This window comes from Neorhizobium sp. SHOUNA12A (genome assembly GCF_023006505.1).
GTDB lineage: Bacteria > Pseudomonadota > Alphaproteobacteria > Rhizobiales > Rhizobiaceae > Neorhizobium.
Window position 1 is genome coordinate 41,471 of the sequence record NZ_JALBGV010000008.1, and the last position, 17,682, is coordinate 59,152.

13 protein-coding genes and 2 pseudogenes are annotated in these 17,682 nt (G+C 60.6%); 8 read left to right on the forward strand and 7 right to left on the reverse strand.

Annotated features, from left to right (window positions below; genetic code table 11):
• Positions 1 to 21: 21 nt before the first annotated feature.
• The 3 genes from MOV63_RS06025 to MOV63_RS06035 are packed head-to-tail and all read right to left on the reverse strand — an operon-like array spanning position 22 to position 2,694.
• Complete coding sequence (locus MOV63_RS06025) at positions 22 to 1,242, reverse strand: NAD(P)/FAD-dependent oxidoreductase (protein WP_247032539.1); 1,221 nt, start codon at positions 1,240 to 1,242, stop codon at positions 22 to 24.
• A 1-nt stretch (position 1,243) separates the two neighbouring features.
• Positions 1,244 to 1,558, reverse strand: a complete 315-nt coding sequence (locus tag MOV63_RS06030) for a MocE family 2Fe-2S type ferredoxin (protein ID WP_046638479.1) — start codon at positions 1,556 to 1,558, stop codon at positions 1,244 to 1,246.
• Positions 1,559 to 1,602: 44 nt separating this feature from the next.
• Positions 1,603 to 2,694 carry a fatty acid desaturase family protein gene (locus MOV63_RS06035; protein ID WP_247032541.1) on the reverse strand — a complete coding sequence of 364 codons (1,092 nt, stop codon included), beginning with the start codon at positions 2,692 to 2,694 and terminating at the stop codon, positions 1,603 to 1,605.
• A 171-nt stretch (positions 2,695 to 2,865) separates the two neighbouring features.
• Between MOV63_RS06035 and MOV63_RS06040 the strand changes: the two genes are divergently transcribed.
• From MOV63_RS06040 to purU, 6 genes are all read left to right on the forward strand, one after another.
• Positions 2,866 to 3,897 (forward strand): LacI family DNA-binding transcriptional regulator, encoded by a 1,032-nt coding sequence (locus MOV63_RS06040; RefSeq protein ID WP_247032543.1) that lies wholly within the window; start codon positions 2,866 to 2,868, stop codon positions 3,895 to 3,897.
• Positions 3,898 to 4,054: 157 nt separating this feature from the next.
• Positions 4,055 to 4,867 carry a TIM barrel protein gene (locus tag MOV63_RS06045; protein ID WP_247032545.1) on the forward strand — a complete coding sequence of 271 codons (813 nt, stop codon included), beginning with the start codon at positions 4,055 to 4,057 and terminating at the stop codon, positions 4,865 to 4,867.
• Between the two features lie 113 nt (positions 4,868 to 4,980).
• Positions 4,981 to 5,904: a sugar ABC transporter substrate-binding protein gene (locus tag MOV63_RS06050; RefSeq protein WP_247032547.1), complete on the forward strand. Its 924-nt coding sequence runs from the start codon at positions 4,981 to 4,983 to the stop codon at positions 5,902 to 5,904.
• A 63-nt stretch (positions 5,905 to 5,967) separates the two neighbouring features.
• Positions 5,968 to 7,521: a sugar ABC transporter ATP-binding protein gene (locus MOV63_RS06055; protein WP_247032549.1), complete on the forward strand. Its 1,554-nt coding sequence runs from the start codon at positions 5,968 to 5,970 to the stop codon at positions 7,519 to 7,521.
• 21 nt (positions 7,522 to 7,542) lie between these two features.
• Positions 7,543 to 8,625 carry an ABC transporter permease gene (locus tag MOV63_RS06060; RefSeq protein ID WP_247032551.1) on the forward strand — a complete coding sequence of 361 codons (1,083 nt, stop codon included), beginning with the start codon at positions 7,543 to 7,545 and terminating at the stop codon, positions 8,623 to 8,625.
• Positions 8,626 to 8,738: 113 nt separating this feature from the next.
• Positions 8,739 to 9,623: a formyltetrahydrofolate deformylase gene (purU, locus tag MOV63_RS06065; RefSeq protein WP_247032568.1), complete on the forward strand. Its 885-nt coding sequence runs from the start codon at positions 8,739 to 8,741 to the stop codon at positions 9,621 to 9,623.
• Between the two features lie 371 nt (positions 9,624 to 9,994).
• Here purU and MOV63_RS06070 read toward each other — a convergent pair.
• From MOV63_RS06070 to MOV63_RS06080, 3 genes and pseudogenes are all read right to left on the reverse strand, one after another.
• A pseudogene (locus MOV63_RS06070) lies at positions 9,995 to 10,222 on the reverse strand (PIN domain-containing protein); the annotation flags it as partial.
• An 896-nt stretch (positions 10,223 to 11,118) separates the two neighbouring features.
• Positions 11,119 to 12,501, reverse strand: coding sequence for an MFS transporter (locus MOV63_RS06075; protein WP_247032570.1), 1,383 nt, complete (start codon positions 12,499 to 12,501; stop codon positions 11,119 to 11,121).
• Between the two features lie 237 nt (positions 12,502 to 12,738).
• Positions 12,739 to 13,686: a dihydrodipicolinate synthase family protein gene (locus MOV63_RS06080; RefSeq protein WP_247032572.1), complete on the reverse strand. Its 948-nt coding sequence runs from the start codon at positions 13,684 to 13,686 to the stop codon at positions 12,739 to 12,741.
• A gap of 164 nt (positions 13,687 to 13,850) precedes the next feature.
• Between MOV63_RS06080 and MOV63_RS06085 the strand changes: the two genes are divergently transcribed.
• Together MOV63_RS06085 and MOV63_RS32920 are read left to right on the forward strand one after the other, a co-directional pair.
• Positions 13,851 to 14,882 carry a LacI family DNA-binding transcriptional regulator gene (locus MOV63_RS06085; protein WP_247032721.1) on the forward strand — a complete coding sequence of 344 codons (1,032 nt, stop codon included), beginning with the start codon at positions 13,851 to 13,853 and terminating at the stop codon, positions 14,880 to 14,882.
• Positions 14,767 to 15,045, forward strand: a pseudogene (locus tag MOV63_RS32920) (transposase); the annotation flags it as partial. The gene MOV63_RS06085 and the pseudogene MOV63_RS32920, both read left to right, overlap by 116 nt.
• A 272-nt stretch (positions 15,046 to 15,317) precedes the next feature.
• On the opposite strand, the gene MOV63_RS06095 reads toward MOV63_RS32920, so the two are convergent.
• Positions 15,318 to 17,672, reverse strand: coding sequence for a penicillin acylase family protein (locus tag MOV63_RS06095; RefSeq protein ID WP_247032575.1), 2,355 nt, complete (start codon positions 17,670 to 17,672; stop codon positions 15,318 to 15,320).
• Positions 17,673 to 17,682 lie beyond the last annotated feature (10 nt).

Sequence of the window (17,682 nt, forward strand, 5' to 3'; positions counted from 1 at the left end):
GCATCCTTTGGCGCCAGGCGCTCACAGAAGGGATTTCAGTTTGACCGAAGGATCGGCGAGTGCAGCGCGATCGGGGCGCGTGCCCCTGGCGATCAGCATCTCGGCCAGTCGAATGTCGCGGGCGACGGCACCGCCTGGGCCAAGTCCGCTGGCTGCCAGCAATCCCCCATCCGCATCGAGGTGAAACAGGATCTCGGCCTCCGGCGACAGCGTCCGGCCGACGGTCGATGTCGCGCCGTCGGACAGGCCGGCTACCTGCAGCGTCAGGTCGTATTGGTCCGACCAGAACCACGGCACCGCATCGAAAGGTTCTGCCTCTCCCAGCATGTTGGCCGCCGCGACGCTGCCCTGTTCCTGCGCGTTGCGCCAGGATTCGAGCCTGACGCGCCGGCCGCCATAGGCGGCGACTGGAAAGGAGCAACAGTCGCCGGCGGCGAAGATGTGCGGGTCGCTGGTCGTCAGATAGCGGTCGACGGTGATGCCGTTGTCGATCGCAAGCCCTGCTTCTGCGGCAACGCGGGTGTTGGGCTGGGCGCCGATCCCGACCACGAGCGCATCGACCTTGATGTGGCGACCATCGGCGAACCCGATGGTGACGCCGCTCCGGCCATCGGCGATGGTCTCGATCCCCACGCCGCAGAGCAGTTCCACGCCTTCTGCCGTATGCCGTGCCTGCAAGGCGAGTGCGAGCTTTTCGGGAACGCCGCGCATCAACACACGCGGTTGCGCCTCAATCAGGGAGATGGCCGTGCCGAGTTTCCGGCCCATCGCGGCCAGTTCGAGCCCGATGAAGCCACCGCCGAGAATGGCCAGGCGGCCATCCTCCCGCATGTGGCGACGAATGGCGGATGCGTCCTCGAGGGTCCGCAGCACATGGACGCGATCGCTTGTGGCAAGGCCTGGGAATTGGCGCGGAGCGGCGCCGGTTGCGAGCAGCAGTCGTTCGTAGGATAGCATTTCGCCGGTTTCCAGCAGCAGCGCATGGCGTGCTGGGTCGATCAAGATAGCTCGCCGCCCTCGCAGGAAGGTGATCCCCGCCTCAGCAAAACGTTCGCTTGCGACAATCGCCCGGACGGTCCCGGCTTCCTCGCCCGCTTTCGACAGGGGTGGACGCTCGTAGGGGAGATGCGGCTCATCACCGATCAGCGTGACGGTCCCCCGGTAGCCTCGCTCCCGCAGGGCAAAGGCCGCCCGAACGCCCGCTTCGCCGGCGCCGACGATCACCATGCCTTTGTCACCCATCTCAGCCGACCTGGATGAAGACGCGGCCACCGTCGACCTTGACCGCATAAGTCTTGAGGTTGACGCAGACGGGGGCGCCCTTGGCTTGGCCGGTCTTGTAGTTGAAGCGGCCGTTGTGCTTCGGACATTCGATAATGTCGTCCATCACCAGTCCATCGGCCAGATGGACATTCTCGTGCGTGCAATGTCCATCGGTCGCGTGGAAACTGTCTTCCGGGCTGCGATAGACGGCGTAGCTCTTGCCGTCGTGATCGAAGCGGATGACGTCCTCTTCGTCGATCTCGTCCTTGTCGCAGACGTCGATCCAGGTGCTCATCGGGTTCTCCTCCCCTTTATGACTTGTCTTCTCGGACGCCGGTGTCACTCCGCCGCCGGCGCCATGGCGTCGCTGTGGAAGTCTTCGCGATAGGGCTTTGCCGTCGGCGGCAACTCGCGCTTCAGGAAGTAATCCTCGTTCCGGAGCTGGCGTAGGAAGGCCGGGATCATCTCTCGATAACCGTCGAGGATCGACGGGTTCGGTGCCGGCAGATCGTCCTTGATCATCGCGTGCAGCTTCGGCAGCGCGTGATAGGGCACCATCGGGAACATGTGGTGCTCCACGTGATAGTTCATGTTCCAGTAGATGAAGCGGCTGATTGGGTTCATGTAGACTGTGCGGCTGTTTAGCCGGTGGTCGGTGACGTTGTCGGCAAGGCCACCATGCTGCAGCAGGCCGGTCATGACATGGTGCCAGGCACCATAAAGGCGCGGCATGCCGATCAGCATCAACGGCAGGATCGAATTCACGGCGATCGAAAGCGCAACGGTCGCCACATAGATCGCGAGCCAGATGCGTGCGACGCGGATCGCCTTCGGCTGCTCCGTCTCCGGAATGACGATCTTCTCTTCGGCGCTGATGACCCCAAACGCATTGCGGACCATGTCGATCACCGCATGCCAGGCATCCAGCAGGCCGAACAGATTGAGGATCAGCCGCAGGAGATCCGGCGGACGCATCACCGCGATTTCCGGATCCCGGCCGACAATGACCGTATCGGTGTGGTGCCGAGTATGGCTCCAGCGCCAGGTCACCGGATTGCGCATGATCATGAAACAGGCGATCTGGTAGACAACGTTGTTCATCCACATCGTCTTGAACGCCGTGCCATGACCACATTCATGCCAGCGGCTATCCGAGGCGGACCCGTAGAACACGCCGTAGGCGAGGAAGAAAGGGATCGCCCAGAGGCTGCCCCAGAAATAGATGCCAAGCCCTGCAAAGACGACCATGCAGCCGAGCCAGATCGCCGTGTCCCGGAGGGCTGGCCCATCCTCCCGCTTCATCAATTCCTTCATCTGCTTGCGCGGGACCTCGGTATGATACCACTGCGCCGCCGCGAGCCCATTGGCCACCGCTGCCTGCGCATCGCGTCCAAGCAGGCTATAGTCACGCTTTGCCGCTGTCCTCGCCATTGATCTCCTCCATCGGTTTCGATGCGGTCGCCATCAAAGGCGCCGCATGGAATCTGATCTTGAGGATTATCGTTGTTCTGACGGATCACAATCCACGGATGATATATTCTATCAAAGTCTATCATTTTTGATTTATTCCATGATAGAAAGATCTCACTTGAGGAGGAACAGATGGGATCAAGACCAACGATCACGGATCTGGCCAAGGCTGCGGGAGTGAGTGTCGCAACCGTGGACCGCGTGTTGAACGGGCGCCACAAGGTGCGCGAGGACACGGCGCGGCGCGTCTATGACGCGGCAAACGAGATCGGCTTCCATGCCGTCGGATTGCTGCGGCAGCGCGTGTTCGAGGGCCTGCCGCAATACCGGTTGGGCTTCATCCTGCAGAAGCCCAACCACCATTTCTACCAGAGCTTCAAGCGGGAGCTGGAGATCGCCGTCCAAAACCATCCCGGCATTCGCGGCGTGGCGCAGATCGAATTCTGCGCCAACCAGACGCCGAGCGAACTGGCCGACAAGCTGAAAGAGGTTGGCGCCAGGAATCAGGCGGTCGCCATGACATCCCCGGACTATCCGGCCCTGACGGTGGCGGCGGAAGAACTGAAGGCAAGAGGCATCCCGGTATTCTCACTCCTGTCTGATTTCGCCTCCGGCATCCGCGAGGGCTATGTCGGCCTCAACAACCGCAAGGCCGGTCGGACGGCCGCCTGGATGATCACGAAGGCTGCGAAAAGCCCCGGGAAGGTGGCTGTTTTCGTCGGCAGTCACCGCTTTCACGGTCACGAACTGCGCGAGATCGGCTTTCGGTCCTACTTTCGCGAACACGCTCCCGATTTCGAGGTTCTGGACACGCTGGTGAACCTGGAAACGGTCGAAATCACCCACGAAGCAACGCTGGATCTGCTGCACCGCCATCCGGATCTTGTGGGTTTCTATGTTGCCGGAGGCGGAATGGAAGGCGCCATTTCCGCCATCCGAGAAGAAAAACTCGGCGGCAAGCATGTTATCGTCGTCAACGAACTGACGCCAATTTCCCGCGCAGCGCTGGCTGATGAGATCGTGACCATGGCGATCGCGACACCGCTTGCCAATCTGTGCCGCGAACTGGTCCAGCTAATGGTCGAGGCGGTGGATACCGGTCCCGCGACGGCGCCAGGCCAGACTTTCCTGCCGCTCGAAATTTACGTGCCGGAAAACATCTGAGCTGCGATGATGGAAATCCATCATATCAATCCGCAAATTCTTTCATGAATGAAACGGAATATTGCTATTTCCTCTTTGACCAACGCCACGAAACCTGATGACTTCATTCAGCGGGACGGAGGAGGAAAGCCGGCCGCGCCAAACTTCGGGAGAACTCATGGCCGCGCTTACCTTCGCGCTCAACCACATGGTTGCGCCACACATGCCGCTCGGCGTTTTTTTCGAACTGGGCATATCGCTCGGTGTTCGGCAGTTCGAAATCCGCAACGATCTTGCGGGTAATGCCATTCTCGACGGGACTTCGCCCGAGACGGTCAACGACCTGGCAAAGGCGCACGGAACCGAAATCATTTCGATCAATGCCCTGCAGCGCTTCAACGAATGGACGCCGGAGCGGGAAGCGGAGGCCACGGAATTGGCCGCTTATGCCGCTGCCTGCGGCGCAAAAGCCCTGGTCCTCGTGCCTGTCAACGATGGAAGCGGCAAGCTGGAGGGAGAACGTCAGGGGAATTTGCGCGTTGCGCTCAAGGCGCTGAAACCTATCCTGCGGGCCAATAACCTCATCGGCCTCGTGGAGCCGCTCGGCTTCCAGATCTGCTCGCTTCGCTCCAAGAAAGAAGCAGCGGAAGCGATTGTCGCGATCGATGGCCGCGAGAGCTTCAAGCTGGTTCATGACACGTTTCACCACGTGCTCGCTGGCGAGCCGGACATATTTCCGGACTTGACGGGGCTGGTCCACATTTCAGGCGTCGATGATCAGGAAGTCAGCATCGACGCCATGCGAGACCCGCATCGCGTGATGGTGACGGCACGGGACCGGCTGGACAATATCGGTCAAATCCGTGCGCTCATCGACGCTGGTTATTCCGGCCCGCTGTCGTTCGAACCGTTCGCGTCATCCGTTCACGCATCGAGCGATCCGCAAACGATGATCCGCAGCAGCATGGAGCTGATCCGGGACAGACTTTGACGTCTTCACCGATCCGGTGGGAGTGACCGGATTGGTTCGTGAGATTGCCTTCGGGGAGGAGGCGACCGGCATTTTTAAGGTGTTCGCCGGGCACCGTTTCAGAGGAGGAAGAGATGAAGAAACTTTTGGCGAGTGCCGTGTTCGGCGTCCTGATGGCATCGAGTGCTTATGCAGGCAATATTGGCGTGTCCATGGCCAATTCCGACACGTTCCTGACGGTTCTGCGCAAGGGCATCGAGAAGTCTGCAGCCGATGCGAAGCAGCCTGTCCAGATCGAAATCGCCGATGATGACGTTCAGAAGCAGCTTTCCCAGATCCAGAACTTCATCGCCTCCAAAGTCGATGCGATCATCGTCAATGCAGTCGACACCACGGCAACGGCGCCGATGACGAAGCTGGCGAACGATGCCGGCATCCCGATCGTCTACGTCAACCGGATGCCGGCAGACGTGGACAAGCTTGGCGCCAAGGGAGCATTCGTCGCCTCTGACGAAGTTCAGTCAGGCACGCTGCAGACCAAGGAAGTATGTCGCATCCTGGGCGGCAAGGGCGATATCCTTGTCATGGTCGGTGATCTTGCCAACCAGGCTGCCGTCCAGCGCACCAAGGACGTCCACGACGTGATCGCGACGCCGGACTGCAAGGGCATCAAGATTCTCGACGAGCAGACCGCGGTATGGGATCCGGTCAAGGCGCAGGACCTGATGACCAACTGGATCGCGGCCGGTCGCAAGCCGGCGGCTGTCATCGCCAACAACGACAACATGGCGATCGGTGCGATCAACGCCATGAAATCTGCCGGCTGGGATATGAAGGACGTGGTCGTTGCGGGCATCGATGCCACCCAGGAAGCACTCGCCTACATGAAGGCGGGCAATCTGGATGTATCCGTCTTCCAGGATGCCTTCGGCCAGGGCTCGGGTGCCGTCGCCGCGGCCATAAAGCTCGCCAAGGGTGAGAAAGTGGACGCCAAGGTCTGGATCCCGTTCCAGCTCGTGACGCCTGAAAACATGGCCAAGTTCACGGCGAAGAATTGACCGGAGACGGGCCGATCCGCTGCCTTGCGGGGCAGCGGATCACTCTCGTGGAGGAGGATCACCATGTCGGCTGAACGCATCATCAGTCCGCAGACCATGGAGGCCGTTCGCAGGAGCGGCGCTGTCCCGGGCAGCAAATATCTTCTGGAAGTCGAGGACGTGCGCAAGGAATTCCCAGGTGTCGTTGCTCTGGACAATGTGCAGCTGAAGCTGAAACGCGCGACGGTGCATGCCCTTATGGGCGAGAACGGCGCCGGCAAGTCCACGCTGATGAAGATCCTCGCCGGCATCTACACGCCCGACAGCGGCTCATTCAAACTGCGTGGCATAGACATCCGCCTCAAGAATCCGCTCGACGCGCTCCAGAACGGAATCGCGATGATCCATCAGGAACTCAATCTGATGGCGCCCATGACCGTGTCGGAAAACATCTGGATCGGTCGTGAGCCGCTCGGGCGTTTCGGTATCGTAGACCACGCCGAAATGAACCGTCGAACGGACGCGCTGTTTAAGCGCCTCGGAATCGAGATCGATCCGGAAATCAAGGTCGGCAAGCTCAGCGTGGCCAACCGCCAAATGGTCGAGATCGCCAAGGCCGTATCCTTCGATTCCGACGTCCTCATCATGGACGAACCGACATCGGCCCTTACCGAGAGGGAGGTGAACCACCTCTTCCGGATCATCCGCTCCCTTCGCGAGGAAGGAAAGGGCATCATCTACATCACCCACAAGATGAACGAACTCTTCGAGATCGCTGACGAGGTCTCCGTCTTTCGTGACGGCAAGTATGTTGCAACCTGCAATTCCTCGGAGGTGACCCGCGAAGACATCATCCGCATGATGGTCGGGCGCGAGATCACTCAGATGTTCCCAAAAGAACCGGCGCAGATCGGCGACGTCGTGCTGTCGGTAAAAGGGCTGACGCTGAACGGCGTCTTCCGCGACGTGTCCTTCGATCTCCGGGCCGGCGAGATCCTCGGCTTTGCCGGCCTCGTCGGCTCGGGCCGGTCCAACGTCGCGGAGACAATCTTCGGCGTGACCCCTGCAAATTCCGGGACGATCGAACTCTTCGGCAAGCAATTGACCGTCTCCTCGCCGTCCGTTGCCATGGCACATGGCATGGCGTTTCTGACGGAGGATCGAAAGGAGACCGGCTGTTTCCTGCTGCTCGACATCCAGGAAAACGCCCAGATGGCGGTGCTGCAACAGCGCTATGTGCAGCTCGGTTTCGTACAGCAGGACAAGCTGCGGAAGGCGGCCACCGACATGGCCAACCGCCTCAGGGTCCGCACGCCCGACATGCGGGAGCCGATCATCAACCTGTCGGGTGGCAACCAGCAGAAGGTGCTGATCTGTCGCTGGCTGATGACCAATCCAAAGATCCTGATCCTCGACGAACCCACCCGCGGCATAGATGTCGGCGCCAAGGCCGAAATCCACCGGCTGGTCTCGCAGCTCGCGGGCCAAGGTGTGGCGATCATTATGATCTCGTCGGAGATGCCGGAGGTGCTCGGCATGAGTGATCGCATCGTCGTGCTGCACGAGGGGCGGGTCACAGGCATCCTGGACAGGGCCGAAGCCGATCAAGTCAAGATAATGGAGCTGGCGTCGCGCTGACGACACAGTCGGGAGGATATCATGTCTGATGCCATCAACGAACTGGGGGAGACCTCCAAGACGGGCTTGAAGAAAATTCGGCGACTTCCGCCGGAATTCTCGATCCTGGCAGTCCTGATCGGGATCGCCCTTATCTTTGAAGTGATCGGCTGGTACGTCGTGGGCGAAAGCTTTCTGGCGAACAAGCAGCGCTTGTCCATCATCGTCCTGCAGGTGGCCGTCACTGGGATTATCGCGGTCGGCGTGACGCAGGTCATCATCACCGGCGGCGTCGATCTCTCGTCCGGCTCCATGGTCGGGTTTATCGCCATGGTGGCTGCGAGCTTCGCTCAGACCTCGTTGAATGCCCGCGCCGTCTTCCTGCAACCCGAATACGCCGCATTCGGCCTGGACTGGTTCATCGATTCCAGCCCGTTCTGGCCGCTTCTGGTCGGCGTGCTGCTCGGCGCATTCCTGGGTTTTCTGAACGGCCTTCTTATCGCCAAGACAGGCATTCCGCCCTTTATTGCCACGCTTGGCATGATGGTCTCAGTCCGCGGCCTTGCCAAATGGTATACCGAAGGCCAGCCCGTCGCTTTGCTCAACGAAAACTTCGCCTGGCTCGGCCAGAGCTTCAGTCTCTGGGGCTTTCCCGTCCCGCGAACGGTCATCGTCTTTTTCGTCGTGGCGATCATCTTCCACATCGGATTGTCCTATACCCGCTACGGCAAGTTCACCTATGCCATCGGCGCCAACAGCCAGGCTGCGCGCGTCTCGGGGATCGATATCGGCAAGCACCTGATCAAGGTCTATGCGGTGGCCGGCCTTCTCTCCGGCCTCGCCGGCGTCATGCTCGCTGCCCGCGCCCAGTCCGGCCAACCGAACATGGGCGTCTCCTTCGAACTCGACGCCATCGCCGCGGCCGTCATCGGCGGCGCTTCGCTTTCCGGCGGCGTCGGCCGGATCACCGGGACGGTAATCGGCACGATTATTCTCGGTGTGGTGACCTCTGGCTTCACCTTCCTCAAGGTCGGCGCCTATTACCAGGAGATCGTCAAGGGCGCGATCATCGTCGCAGCAGTCGTCATTGACGTGCACCGCCAACGCAAGAAATCCCGCGCCTGAAGGACCTCCCCAGGCGCAGAGGCGGTGCCGGTTCCGAGCAACCGGCGCCGCCTCCCCCATGCACCCGTCTTACAACTGAGATGACGCCGTCACAGGCCATTCACGAGATGACCATGAAGACCTATGTTTTGACCATTTCCTGTCAGTCGACCCGCGGCATCGTCGCTGCAGTCTCCGGCTATCTCGCCGATCAGGGCTGCAACATCGTGGATTCATCCCAGTTCGACGACCTCGGCACGGGCAAGTTCTTCATGCGCGTCTCCTTCATCTCCGAGAAGGAGGCCAATGAAGCGAAGCTCGCACAGGGCTTCCCCGCTATCGCCGAGCGTTTCGGCATGAACTGGAGCCTGCATGATGCCGCCAGGCGGGAGAAGGTCCTGCTGATGGTATCGCGCTTCGGTCATTGCCTGAACGACCTGCTCTACCGCTGGAAGATCGGCGCACTGCCGATCGAGATCGTCGGCGTCGTCTCCAACCACTTCGACTACCAGAAGGTCGTGGTCAATCACGATATCCCCTTCCATCATATTCCGGTGACCGAAGCCAACAAGCCTGAGGCCGAAGCGCGCATCATGGACCTCGTCAAGCAGACCGGCACCGAACTCATCGTGCTTGCTCGCTACATGCAGATCCTGTCCGATCAGATGTGCCAGAAGATGTCCGGCAAGATCATCAACATCCACCACTCCTTCCTGCCGTCGTTCAAGGGCGCCAATCCCTATAAGCAGGCTTTCGAACGTGGCGTGAAGCTGATCGGCGCCACCGCGCATTACGTCACCGCCGATCTCGACGAAGGTCCGATCATCGAGCAGGACACCGTGCGGGTCACCCATGCGCAGTCTCAGGAAGACTATGTCTCTCTCGGCCGCGACGTCGAAAGCCAGGTGCTGGCGCGCGCCATCCACGCCCATATCCACCACCGCACCTTCATCAACGGACATCGCACCGTCGTCTTCCCGGCAAGCCCAGGTTCCTATGCCTCCGAGCGCATGGGCTAATATGACCGTTGTCGTCGACCGAAGGGCGGCGTCCTTGGTGATTGGAGCAGAAACCTCTGCCGAGACGAAGCTCGAGACTTCTGGCCACAGCAAACCAGGTCTCGCTCCGCGCCTGTCACGCTGAAAGGCTGCCAGGTGCCTTGGGTCTTCAGGAAGTTCCGCAGATCAGCCAGCGGGTAAAACGGGAGCGAGACATCGCACGGTGACTCCGGATTGCGCCGTGGTCAGCCCAGAAGAGGTCGTTGCGAAGCTCGTTTGTGAGCGCCCTCGTCGACACTGGGGCCTGATCGCTGCGACCGGTCCCTACTCTTATATGCACCGCGTAACGAGCTCAGATGCGATAGCAATGCTGACCACAGCAGAAGATGGGTCTAGGCCGGCGTGTCCCACGGGTTCACGAGTGCCACTTCCATATCCTTGAAATCCTTGATGTTGCGAGTCACCAGCTTCATACGTCGGGTGAAGGCTGTCGCTGCAATATAGGCGGCATTGATCGGTCTGGGGTTGGGCACATGCCATTGGGCGGCCTTGACGGCTGCCGCCTCGTCCAACGGCAGAATACGGCCGGAAAATGCTTTGAGAACTGTGTTTTCCAGCCTCCAAACGCAGATTTCAGCAACTCGCGCGTCATCCGCCCGGGAGAATTGCCGCCCAATGCCGATCCGTCGAATGATTCTGATGGTTAAGTTCACCGCCTATCTCAAGCCAGCATCACGAGCGTAATCGGCGCAGGAAGCATCGCCTGTGGAAGCCGAGGTGTTCTAACGACAATATAGCCGTCTCTTCCAAGCCCGTACTTGTTCCCCGTCGGCTCGCTCTCTAAGCTCATTCCGGGTGGACAACAGGACGGACGACATGATGGGCCCACGGGAGCAACTGATTAGCTGCTTGAACGAAAGAGGTTCCATGGTGATGGTTATAGAGGCTACACGGCAAGCTGATCCCTCTGCCGGCGACCAGGCGCCCCCAACGGTTATTTACTATACGTCCAATGGGTATCTCGTAGAGCTTCTGTCGGATGGAACGTTCCAGGTCGCTCTTACGCGCGAAAAACTGACACGCATTGAATGATCGAGCGTCGCTAGTTTCTCTTCGACCCGTCGCCGTTTGCTTGACGCCGTGATCCGGCTCTTTTGCGAAGGAGCTGTCGGCACTGACGGCAACATCGCGGAAGCCGGCGTTGGCCAAATCGACGTTCTACAATCATTTTCCGTCCAGTATGGACCTGAATGACGATTGGCAAATTTTACCATTTGGAGCGAGCTAGCGAATCTTTCCGGACGGGCGACCGGGATCTTGACGTCGTAAGCCGTGCCGAGTTCGTGGTTCGGGAGCCGCTCGCGCTGCCTCGGTATTTACGTCGGACGGCGAAGCAATCTAGGGGGTAAAACGATGACCAGCCCGTCCGAAGCTGCAACTGTGAAAGATCAAGGCCCGTGCGATCCTCGCCGAGCCTTTGATCCCTACACTTATTCATGGCTAGCGCATCAGGGCATCATGGCGAAAGCTCCTCCAGAACCTGACCCTTGGTCTCGACCGCGAAGAGGGCCGTCACCAGGGCGCCAACGAGAAGGATCGCTGCGAACGCGCCGAAGACATATTGGATGCCCATCGACGACATGACCCAACCCACCGCGATAGGGCCCGCGGAGGATCCGAGACGAAGCCAGGCGCTGCCTGTCCCCGTGCCAATAGCACGAAGGCGGGTCGGGTAGATTTCCGCGGAATAGAGGTAGAGCGAGAAAGTCACGGTCTGGACGATGGCGTAGGCGAGACCGGCCAGGATCAGGACCTGTGTTGCCGACGTCGCACCCAGCCAAGCGAGGATGACAAGCGGGACCGGTGCGATCAGAAGGGCACCGGTGTACCAGCGCTTGCGACCGACCTTGTCGATGAGCAATGCGCAGATAACGGCCGCGATCACGCCTCCGACCGAAGTGATAAACCCGTATAGGATACTAGTTTCCAGCGGCAGGTTGAATGTCTGCCGATAGAGGGTCGGAAGCCAGGTGATCGTCCCATTGGCGACCATATAGGCACAGAACCACATGGCCCAGATCGACAGTGTGCGCTTGAGGTAGATGCCCTGGAAAAGTTCGCGCCAGTCCGATCGACGACGAATGGGGGCGGCTACGATTTTCGGTTCCGGCAGCTCCTTGCCGGCAGCACGAGCGCTGTTCTCCAACTTGGTGACGATCCGGTCGGCTTCCTCATAGCGGCCGTTGGCGGCGAGCCAGCGAGGTGATTCATTGAGGAACCAGCGCAGCGGGATCATGAGGACGGCCGGGATCAGGCCGACGACGAACATCGCCTTCCAGCCATAGGCTGGGACCATGAAATAGCCGATCAAGCCTGCGCCGACGAGGCCGAGCAGAAACATGACCTCATACAGCAGGAAGAAGCGGCCCCGCCCCTTCGAGCTGATCAACTCGTTGATATATGCACTCGCGACCGGAACTTCTCCACCGGTTCCGATGCCTTGAATGAAACGCAATGCCATCATCATGCCGGCACCGGCCGCAAAAAGGCATGCGACGTCCATGCTGACGAAGAGCAGGATGGTGAATAGCAGCACTTTGAGACGGCCGATCCGCTCGGCAAGCCAGCCAAAGCAAATGGCGCCGATCAACTGCCCCAGGTAGCCCATCGACAGGATCATGCCCGTCTGTCCCGGGGTCAAACCCCATTCGCGGACAAGAACCGGCATGGCATAGGCTATGGCAATGACGGTGTAGCCGTCAAAGAATGTGGCTGCGCCGACGATATTTCGAGCCCAGAAGACCTCCCGGGTCACTGGCAGCCGTTCTAGGCGGGCGCTGATTTCAGCTTGGGTATCGACGGCCGGCGACGGCGCGGCCATCCGTTGTTCGATATTCATGTTTCCTCCCTCTGCCCGGCCTACTCTCCCAGCCTGGCGTCGAACCTACGCGTTGGATGTCTTAAACTTCGGGACCCTTTGGCATGGTGTCGCTGTGGATCCGGAAGGCATGGCTCTCTCATCGGCTAATCAGGCACCAGCGTGACAGACGGTGCGACCGCGGCCCATCACTCCCCGATGCGGCCGCAATCCCCTCCTCGTAAGAAGCCCCCGCTTGAGAGGCGGGGGCGTCCTCAGTCACTCGGCTGCCAGAAGCTGCTCAACCCGGCCGATACCGGCAGCATCAAAGGCTGCAAAGATCTCCGCTTCGGCCTTTTCGCCGAGGTTCTTCAGAGGCTCCCTGATCGTGGCATGGTCAAGCACGCCACGGTGGACAAGCCCAAGCTTGAGGGCGACGGTGCCTTCCATATGGGAACCACGGTGGTAGACGGCACGGGTGACTGGAAGGAGACGTTCGAAGATCCGGCGGGCTTCCGGATAGTTCTGCGCCTTTCCTGCCTTGATCAGGTCGATCAGCAGCTCCGGTGTGATATTGCCGTAGCCCACAAGCAGGCCATCGACATCGAACATGGTCGGCAACAGCCATTCGTCATGGCAGCTCAGGATCTGCAGGTTCGGGTTGGCCTTCTTGAGTTCCGGGATCTCGACATACCAGCGCTTCATGTTTCGAACGCCATTTTTGGTGGCGACGACGCCATCCTGCGTCGCGATAGCAAGCTGGGTGTCCAGGTCGTAGGAAGCCTTGGTGGCATCCGGGTACTGGAACAGGATGCACTGCAGGCCTGATTCCTGCCAGATCGCCTTGTAGCGATCCTGCGGGGCGCCTTTCTGGAAGCCGAAACGCAGCCAGCCATGGTTCGGATAGACAAGAGCACCCGTCGCGCCGGCAGACTTGCACTTCTTGGCTTCTTCAGCGGCGACCTTGGTACCCTCGCCGGTGATGCCAGCAATGATTGGAACCTGACCATCGACGGCTTCGACATAGGTGCGGATGAGCTTCAGGCGCTCTTCCTCGGTCAGGAACGTGCCTTCGCCGGCATGGCCAAGGATAACGAGGCTCTTGACGCCGTCCATGCCGGCAAGCCATTTGGCAATACGGGCATTGGCCGGATAATCGACCTCTCCGTCGCGGGTAAACGCGGTAACGGGTGCCGGGCTCAGACCTCTCAGATCCATCGTTGGCATAGGTTTTCTCCTCCTAGATAGCCGCTGTCCGCCTTTGCGATCAGCGATGGGATCGTTAATGGGAACGTTCCCACTATCGTTTCCGATTTTGCTGGAGTCAACATTTTTTTTGTTGCATGGTTGGCGCGTTGACCGCGAGAACGCCGCAGATGGAAAAAAGCGAAATGGATTCAAAGCCCGGAGAAGTGAGCCGTCAGACACGGGTGACCATCCTTGATGTCGCGTCGGCAGCTGGCGTTTCGAAATCGACGGTATCGCGCATCCTCGATGAACGACTTCCCCGATCCGACAACGAAACTTCGCGCCGCGTCCGGAAAATCGCCGAAGACATGGGTTATGTCCGAGACGTCTCCGCAGCGAGCCTCCGACGCGGCAACACGATGACGGTTGGCGTGATCGTGCCCCGGCTGACCGATACCGTCATGGCAATGCTTTATGAAGCCCTGGCAAAAGCATGCAGCAAAAGTGGGCGCTTTGCGATTGTCGCAACGACGGATGACAAGCCCAAGGCCGACAGACTTGCTGCGGAGTCTCTTCTGAAACGAGGCGTCGACGGCTTGATCCTTTCGACTGCCCGCGAGGATGACGATTTTCCTGACGAGCTCGCGGCCCGGGGGGTACCTTTTGTCCTGGCGTTGCGCACCGATGGACGGAGCCTGTCTTCGGTGGGCGACGACAGGCTGGGCGGATATCTGGCGACGCGCCACCTCCTGGATCTCGGTCATCGTCGTATCGGAGTGATTGCCGGTCCTTCATATGCCTCCAGCTCGCGCGGGCGCGTCGAAGGCTACAGGCAGGCACTGCAAGAGGCCGCCATCTCGCTCCGCCCGGATTGCATTGTGCCGTCGACCTTCGGGATCGACGCCGGAGCGGATGCGGCCCTGCAGCTCATGCGCCTCAAAGATCGCCCGACGGCGATCTTTGCCGTGAACGACAACACCGCAATCGGTGCTCTTTCCGGCCTGTCACGCCTCGGGATATCCGTACCCAACGATGTTTCAGTCGTCGGATACAACGACATCCCGATCGTCAATCATCTTCCGACACCGCTCACGACACTGCGGGTCCCCTTCGAGCAGATTGCGTCAAACGCTTTGGACCTGCTCACAAGCGGCACCATTTCAGCTGACGAGCGAATCCGTATTTCGGCTCCGACCCTCATACCCCGAAAATCGTCTGCGAAACCCTGCTCTTGATGGGATTGAACCAGCGATCTGCTCCCATATGAGCGTCTTCACCCAAATTGCCGTGGCCATGTTGACAATCGGCTGCCCGTGGCGGGATATGCATGAGCGATACGGAAAGTGGAATTCCGTCTATGTTCGGTTCCGTCGCTGGGCCGAGCAAGGGGTGTGGGACGCGCATCGCTACGACAAGACCAAAACATCATTCGCGGCATTCCTGGCGATCGCCACGGCGAAGATTTGGCTCCCCCACTTTGTCAACATGACCCAAATCGGCGTTGATCGGTGCGGAGCAAAGACGGTTATTCTCAAATTAACTGCCAAACGACGCCACCGAAATTGACGATCGCATCGTCTTTATAGATTAGGACGGGCGATCCAGGCTTGATCGCGGTGAGCTGTACAAGCCTCACTAACCGGGAAGCTCCCCAGCTCCCTCCCGCCGGCTTAAGCCGGCAGAAGTGTGATGCGGTGGGTGGTTTCCGGCTCGATGCGGGCGTCGCTATAGAGGAGCGGCACGTATTCACCTTTCGACCAGGCGTGGGCAAGGTCGCCGTAATGCGGCGAACGGGGATCACCGGACTGACCGGGTGTGTTGATGCAGACGCTATTGTCCCAGTCGCCGACATCCATGACAAGTCGGACGGACGCGCCCGCATTGACGCCAAAATCACCCATCCGGTAGCCGGCATGCATGGGCGTCGAACGGCTGCCGCCGACAGGCAGCGGGCCGACGTTCCAGTCGGGATCCCCTTCGGTCTTGATGCGGCTGGTCGCGTGTTCGAAGAGCGCGCGGTGCAGGTCGCCCCAGCGCCAGGCCGACGGATTAGGACCAAGCCGGATTTCGCAATCGGCAAAGCCGGCGGAAAGTGTCGAAAGCAACATCGTGTCGCGGTCGGCGGCGTCCCAGAGCGCGCCGGGTTCGCTGAGAAGTACCAGCATGCGGTCGACATCGCCGGGCAGCAGCAACTGGCGGACGGTCGGGTTCGGTGCGAACCTTGCCAGCAGTGCCGGTCGCAGGTGCTTCATCCACCAGACTTCGAACAGTGCAGCCGCCGCACTCCCCGCTTCGAGACGATAATCCCAGCCGTTGAAAAGCTTTAAGGCATGTTCCTGCCGGTCATCCCGCGGTTGACGGCTGGCAACTTTTTGAAGCACGGCGCAGATGGTCGCGGCCGGGCGGGAATAGACGTCGGTCTGCAAGGCCATCGAGGCCTGCAGCGTGTGCTTCGGGTCTGCACCCAGCACCGATTTGATACGCAGGGCGCGGCTGACCTCCGCCCATTCGTGTCCGATCGACGGGGCTCTCGGATCGCGATCGGGAGGCAGGTTCATCTCGTTTGCCGAAGCGACGAAACCATCGGCCGGGTTATAAGCACGCGGCAGTTCGCCGGCGGGCAGGAAGCCGTCCCATTCGTGGCTGCCATGGCCCGGCACGGGCAGCAGCCCTTCCCAGTTGCGGCGCACCGGTGTGAAACCGGCGGTGAACCAGCCGATATTGCCGTCCACATCGGCGCTGACATGGTTGACCGAGGGCGTACCCCAGGACCCGAGCGTCTGCGAAAACGCCTGCACCGAACCGCTGCGCATATAAGACAGGCTGCCGAGATATGCGGCCGAACCGGGCGACAGCCAGACGGAGCGGATGGCGATGACCTGACGGATCTTCCGGTTTTCGTGGAGGATCGGGCCGTGGCGGGTGAAAGACAGCGTCATCGGCTGGTCGGGATGGCCCTTGACCGCGAAACTCTCCTCGATGCGGGTGATCTTCTCCCAGCCGTCGGCGTAACGATATTGTTCCGGATCGCCGTCCTTGGTCGCGTAGACATAGACGTCTTCCTGGTCGGCGCCGAAGATGGTCAGGCCGAAGGCGGTGCGGTCGTTATGGCCGAGCGAGATGCCGGGCGCGGTCGGCTCGCCGGTGCCGATGGCATTGAGGCCCGGCGCTTGGAGGTGAACGAGATAACGTAGCGACGGGACTGCGTGCGCTCGGTGCGGATCACTTGCGAGGATCGGCCGGCCGCTTTCGGTGCGCGAACCGTGGACAGCCCAGTTGTTGGATCCCTCCTCCGCGATCGCCTGAACGATATCGCCGAGATCGGTGACCTCAGTCCATTTCCAGACGTCGTCCAGCCCTGCCGCAAGCCGGGCCTTGTCAAAAGTGACGGCCGCCGTGGCGAGCTTGAAGAGGCGGGTCGCGGAAAGCGGAATATCGGCGAGCGAAATCCCCTCCTCCGGCTTCGGCGAGACCGGTGGATCGAGCTCGAAGCGCAGCAGGTCGGTCTCCGCATCCGCAAGCGCCATGATATTGGCGCGCAGGATTTCGGAAATGCCGTTGCGGGTCAGCGCATGGCTGCGGATCCGCACCACATCGGCCGCCTGCCAGCGTGACGGCCTGGTGCCGAAGATGGCGAATTCTGGCGGCAACCGGGCCGGCTCCGCTTCGCAAAGCGCGACATAGGCATTGATGCCGGCGGCGAAAGCGGTGCAGATCGCTTGCGTATCCGGCGCATAGGAGGTCCACTCCGGCGCCATGTCGCCGCGATAGAGGAAATGCCGGGCGGCGTGGTCCTGCGCCAGGTATCCGGGCCCGAAGTCGGCGGCGAGAAGACCGAGGCCGCGCTTGCGCCACAGGTCAAGCTGCCAGAGCCGGTCGCGGGCGGCGTTGAAACCCTGGACGAAGAACAGGTCCTTGTCGCTTGCCGCCTTGATATGCGGGACGCCCCAGCGGTCGATGCGGATTTCTGCCCGGACATCGAGGCCAGCCAGCCGGAGGGTTTCGTGTGCCTTGGCGTCAGTCATGTCAGTCTCT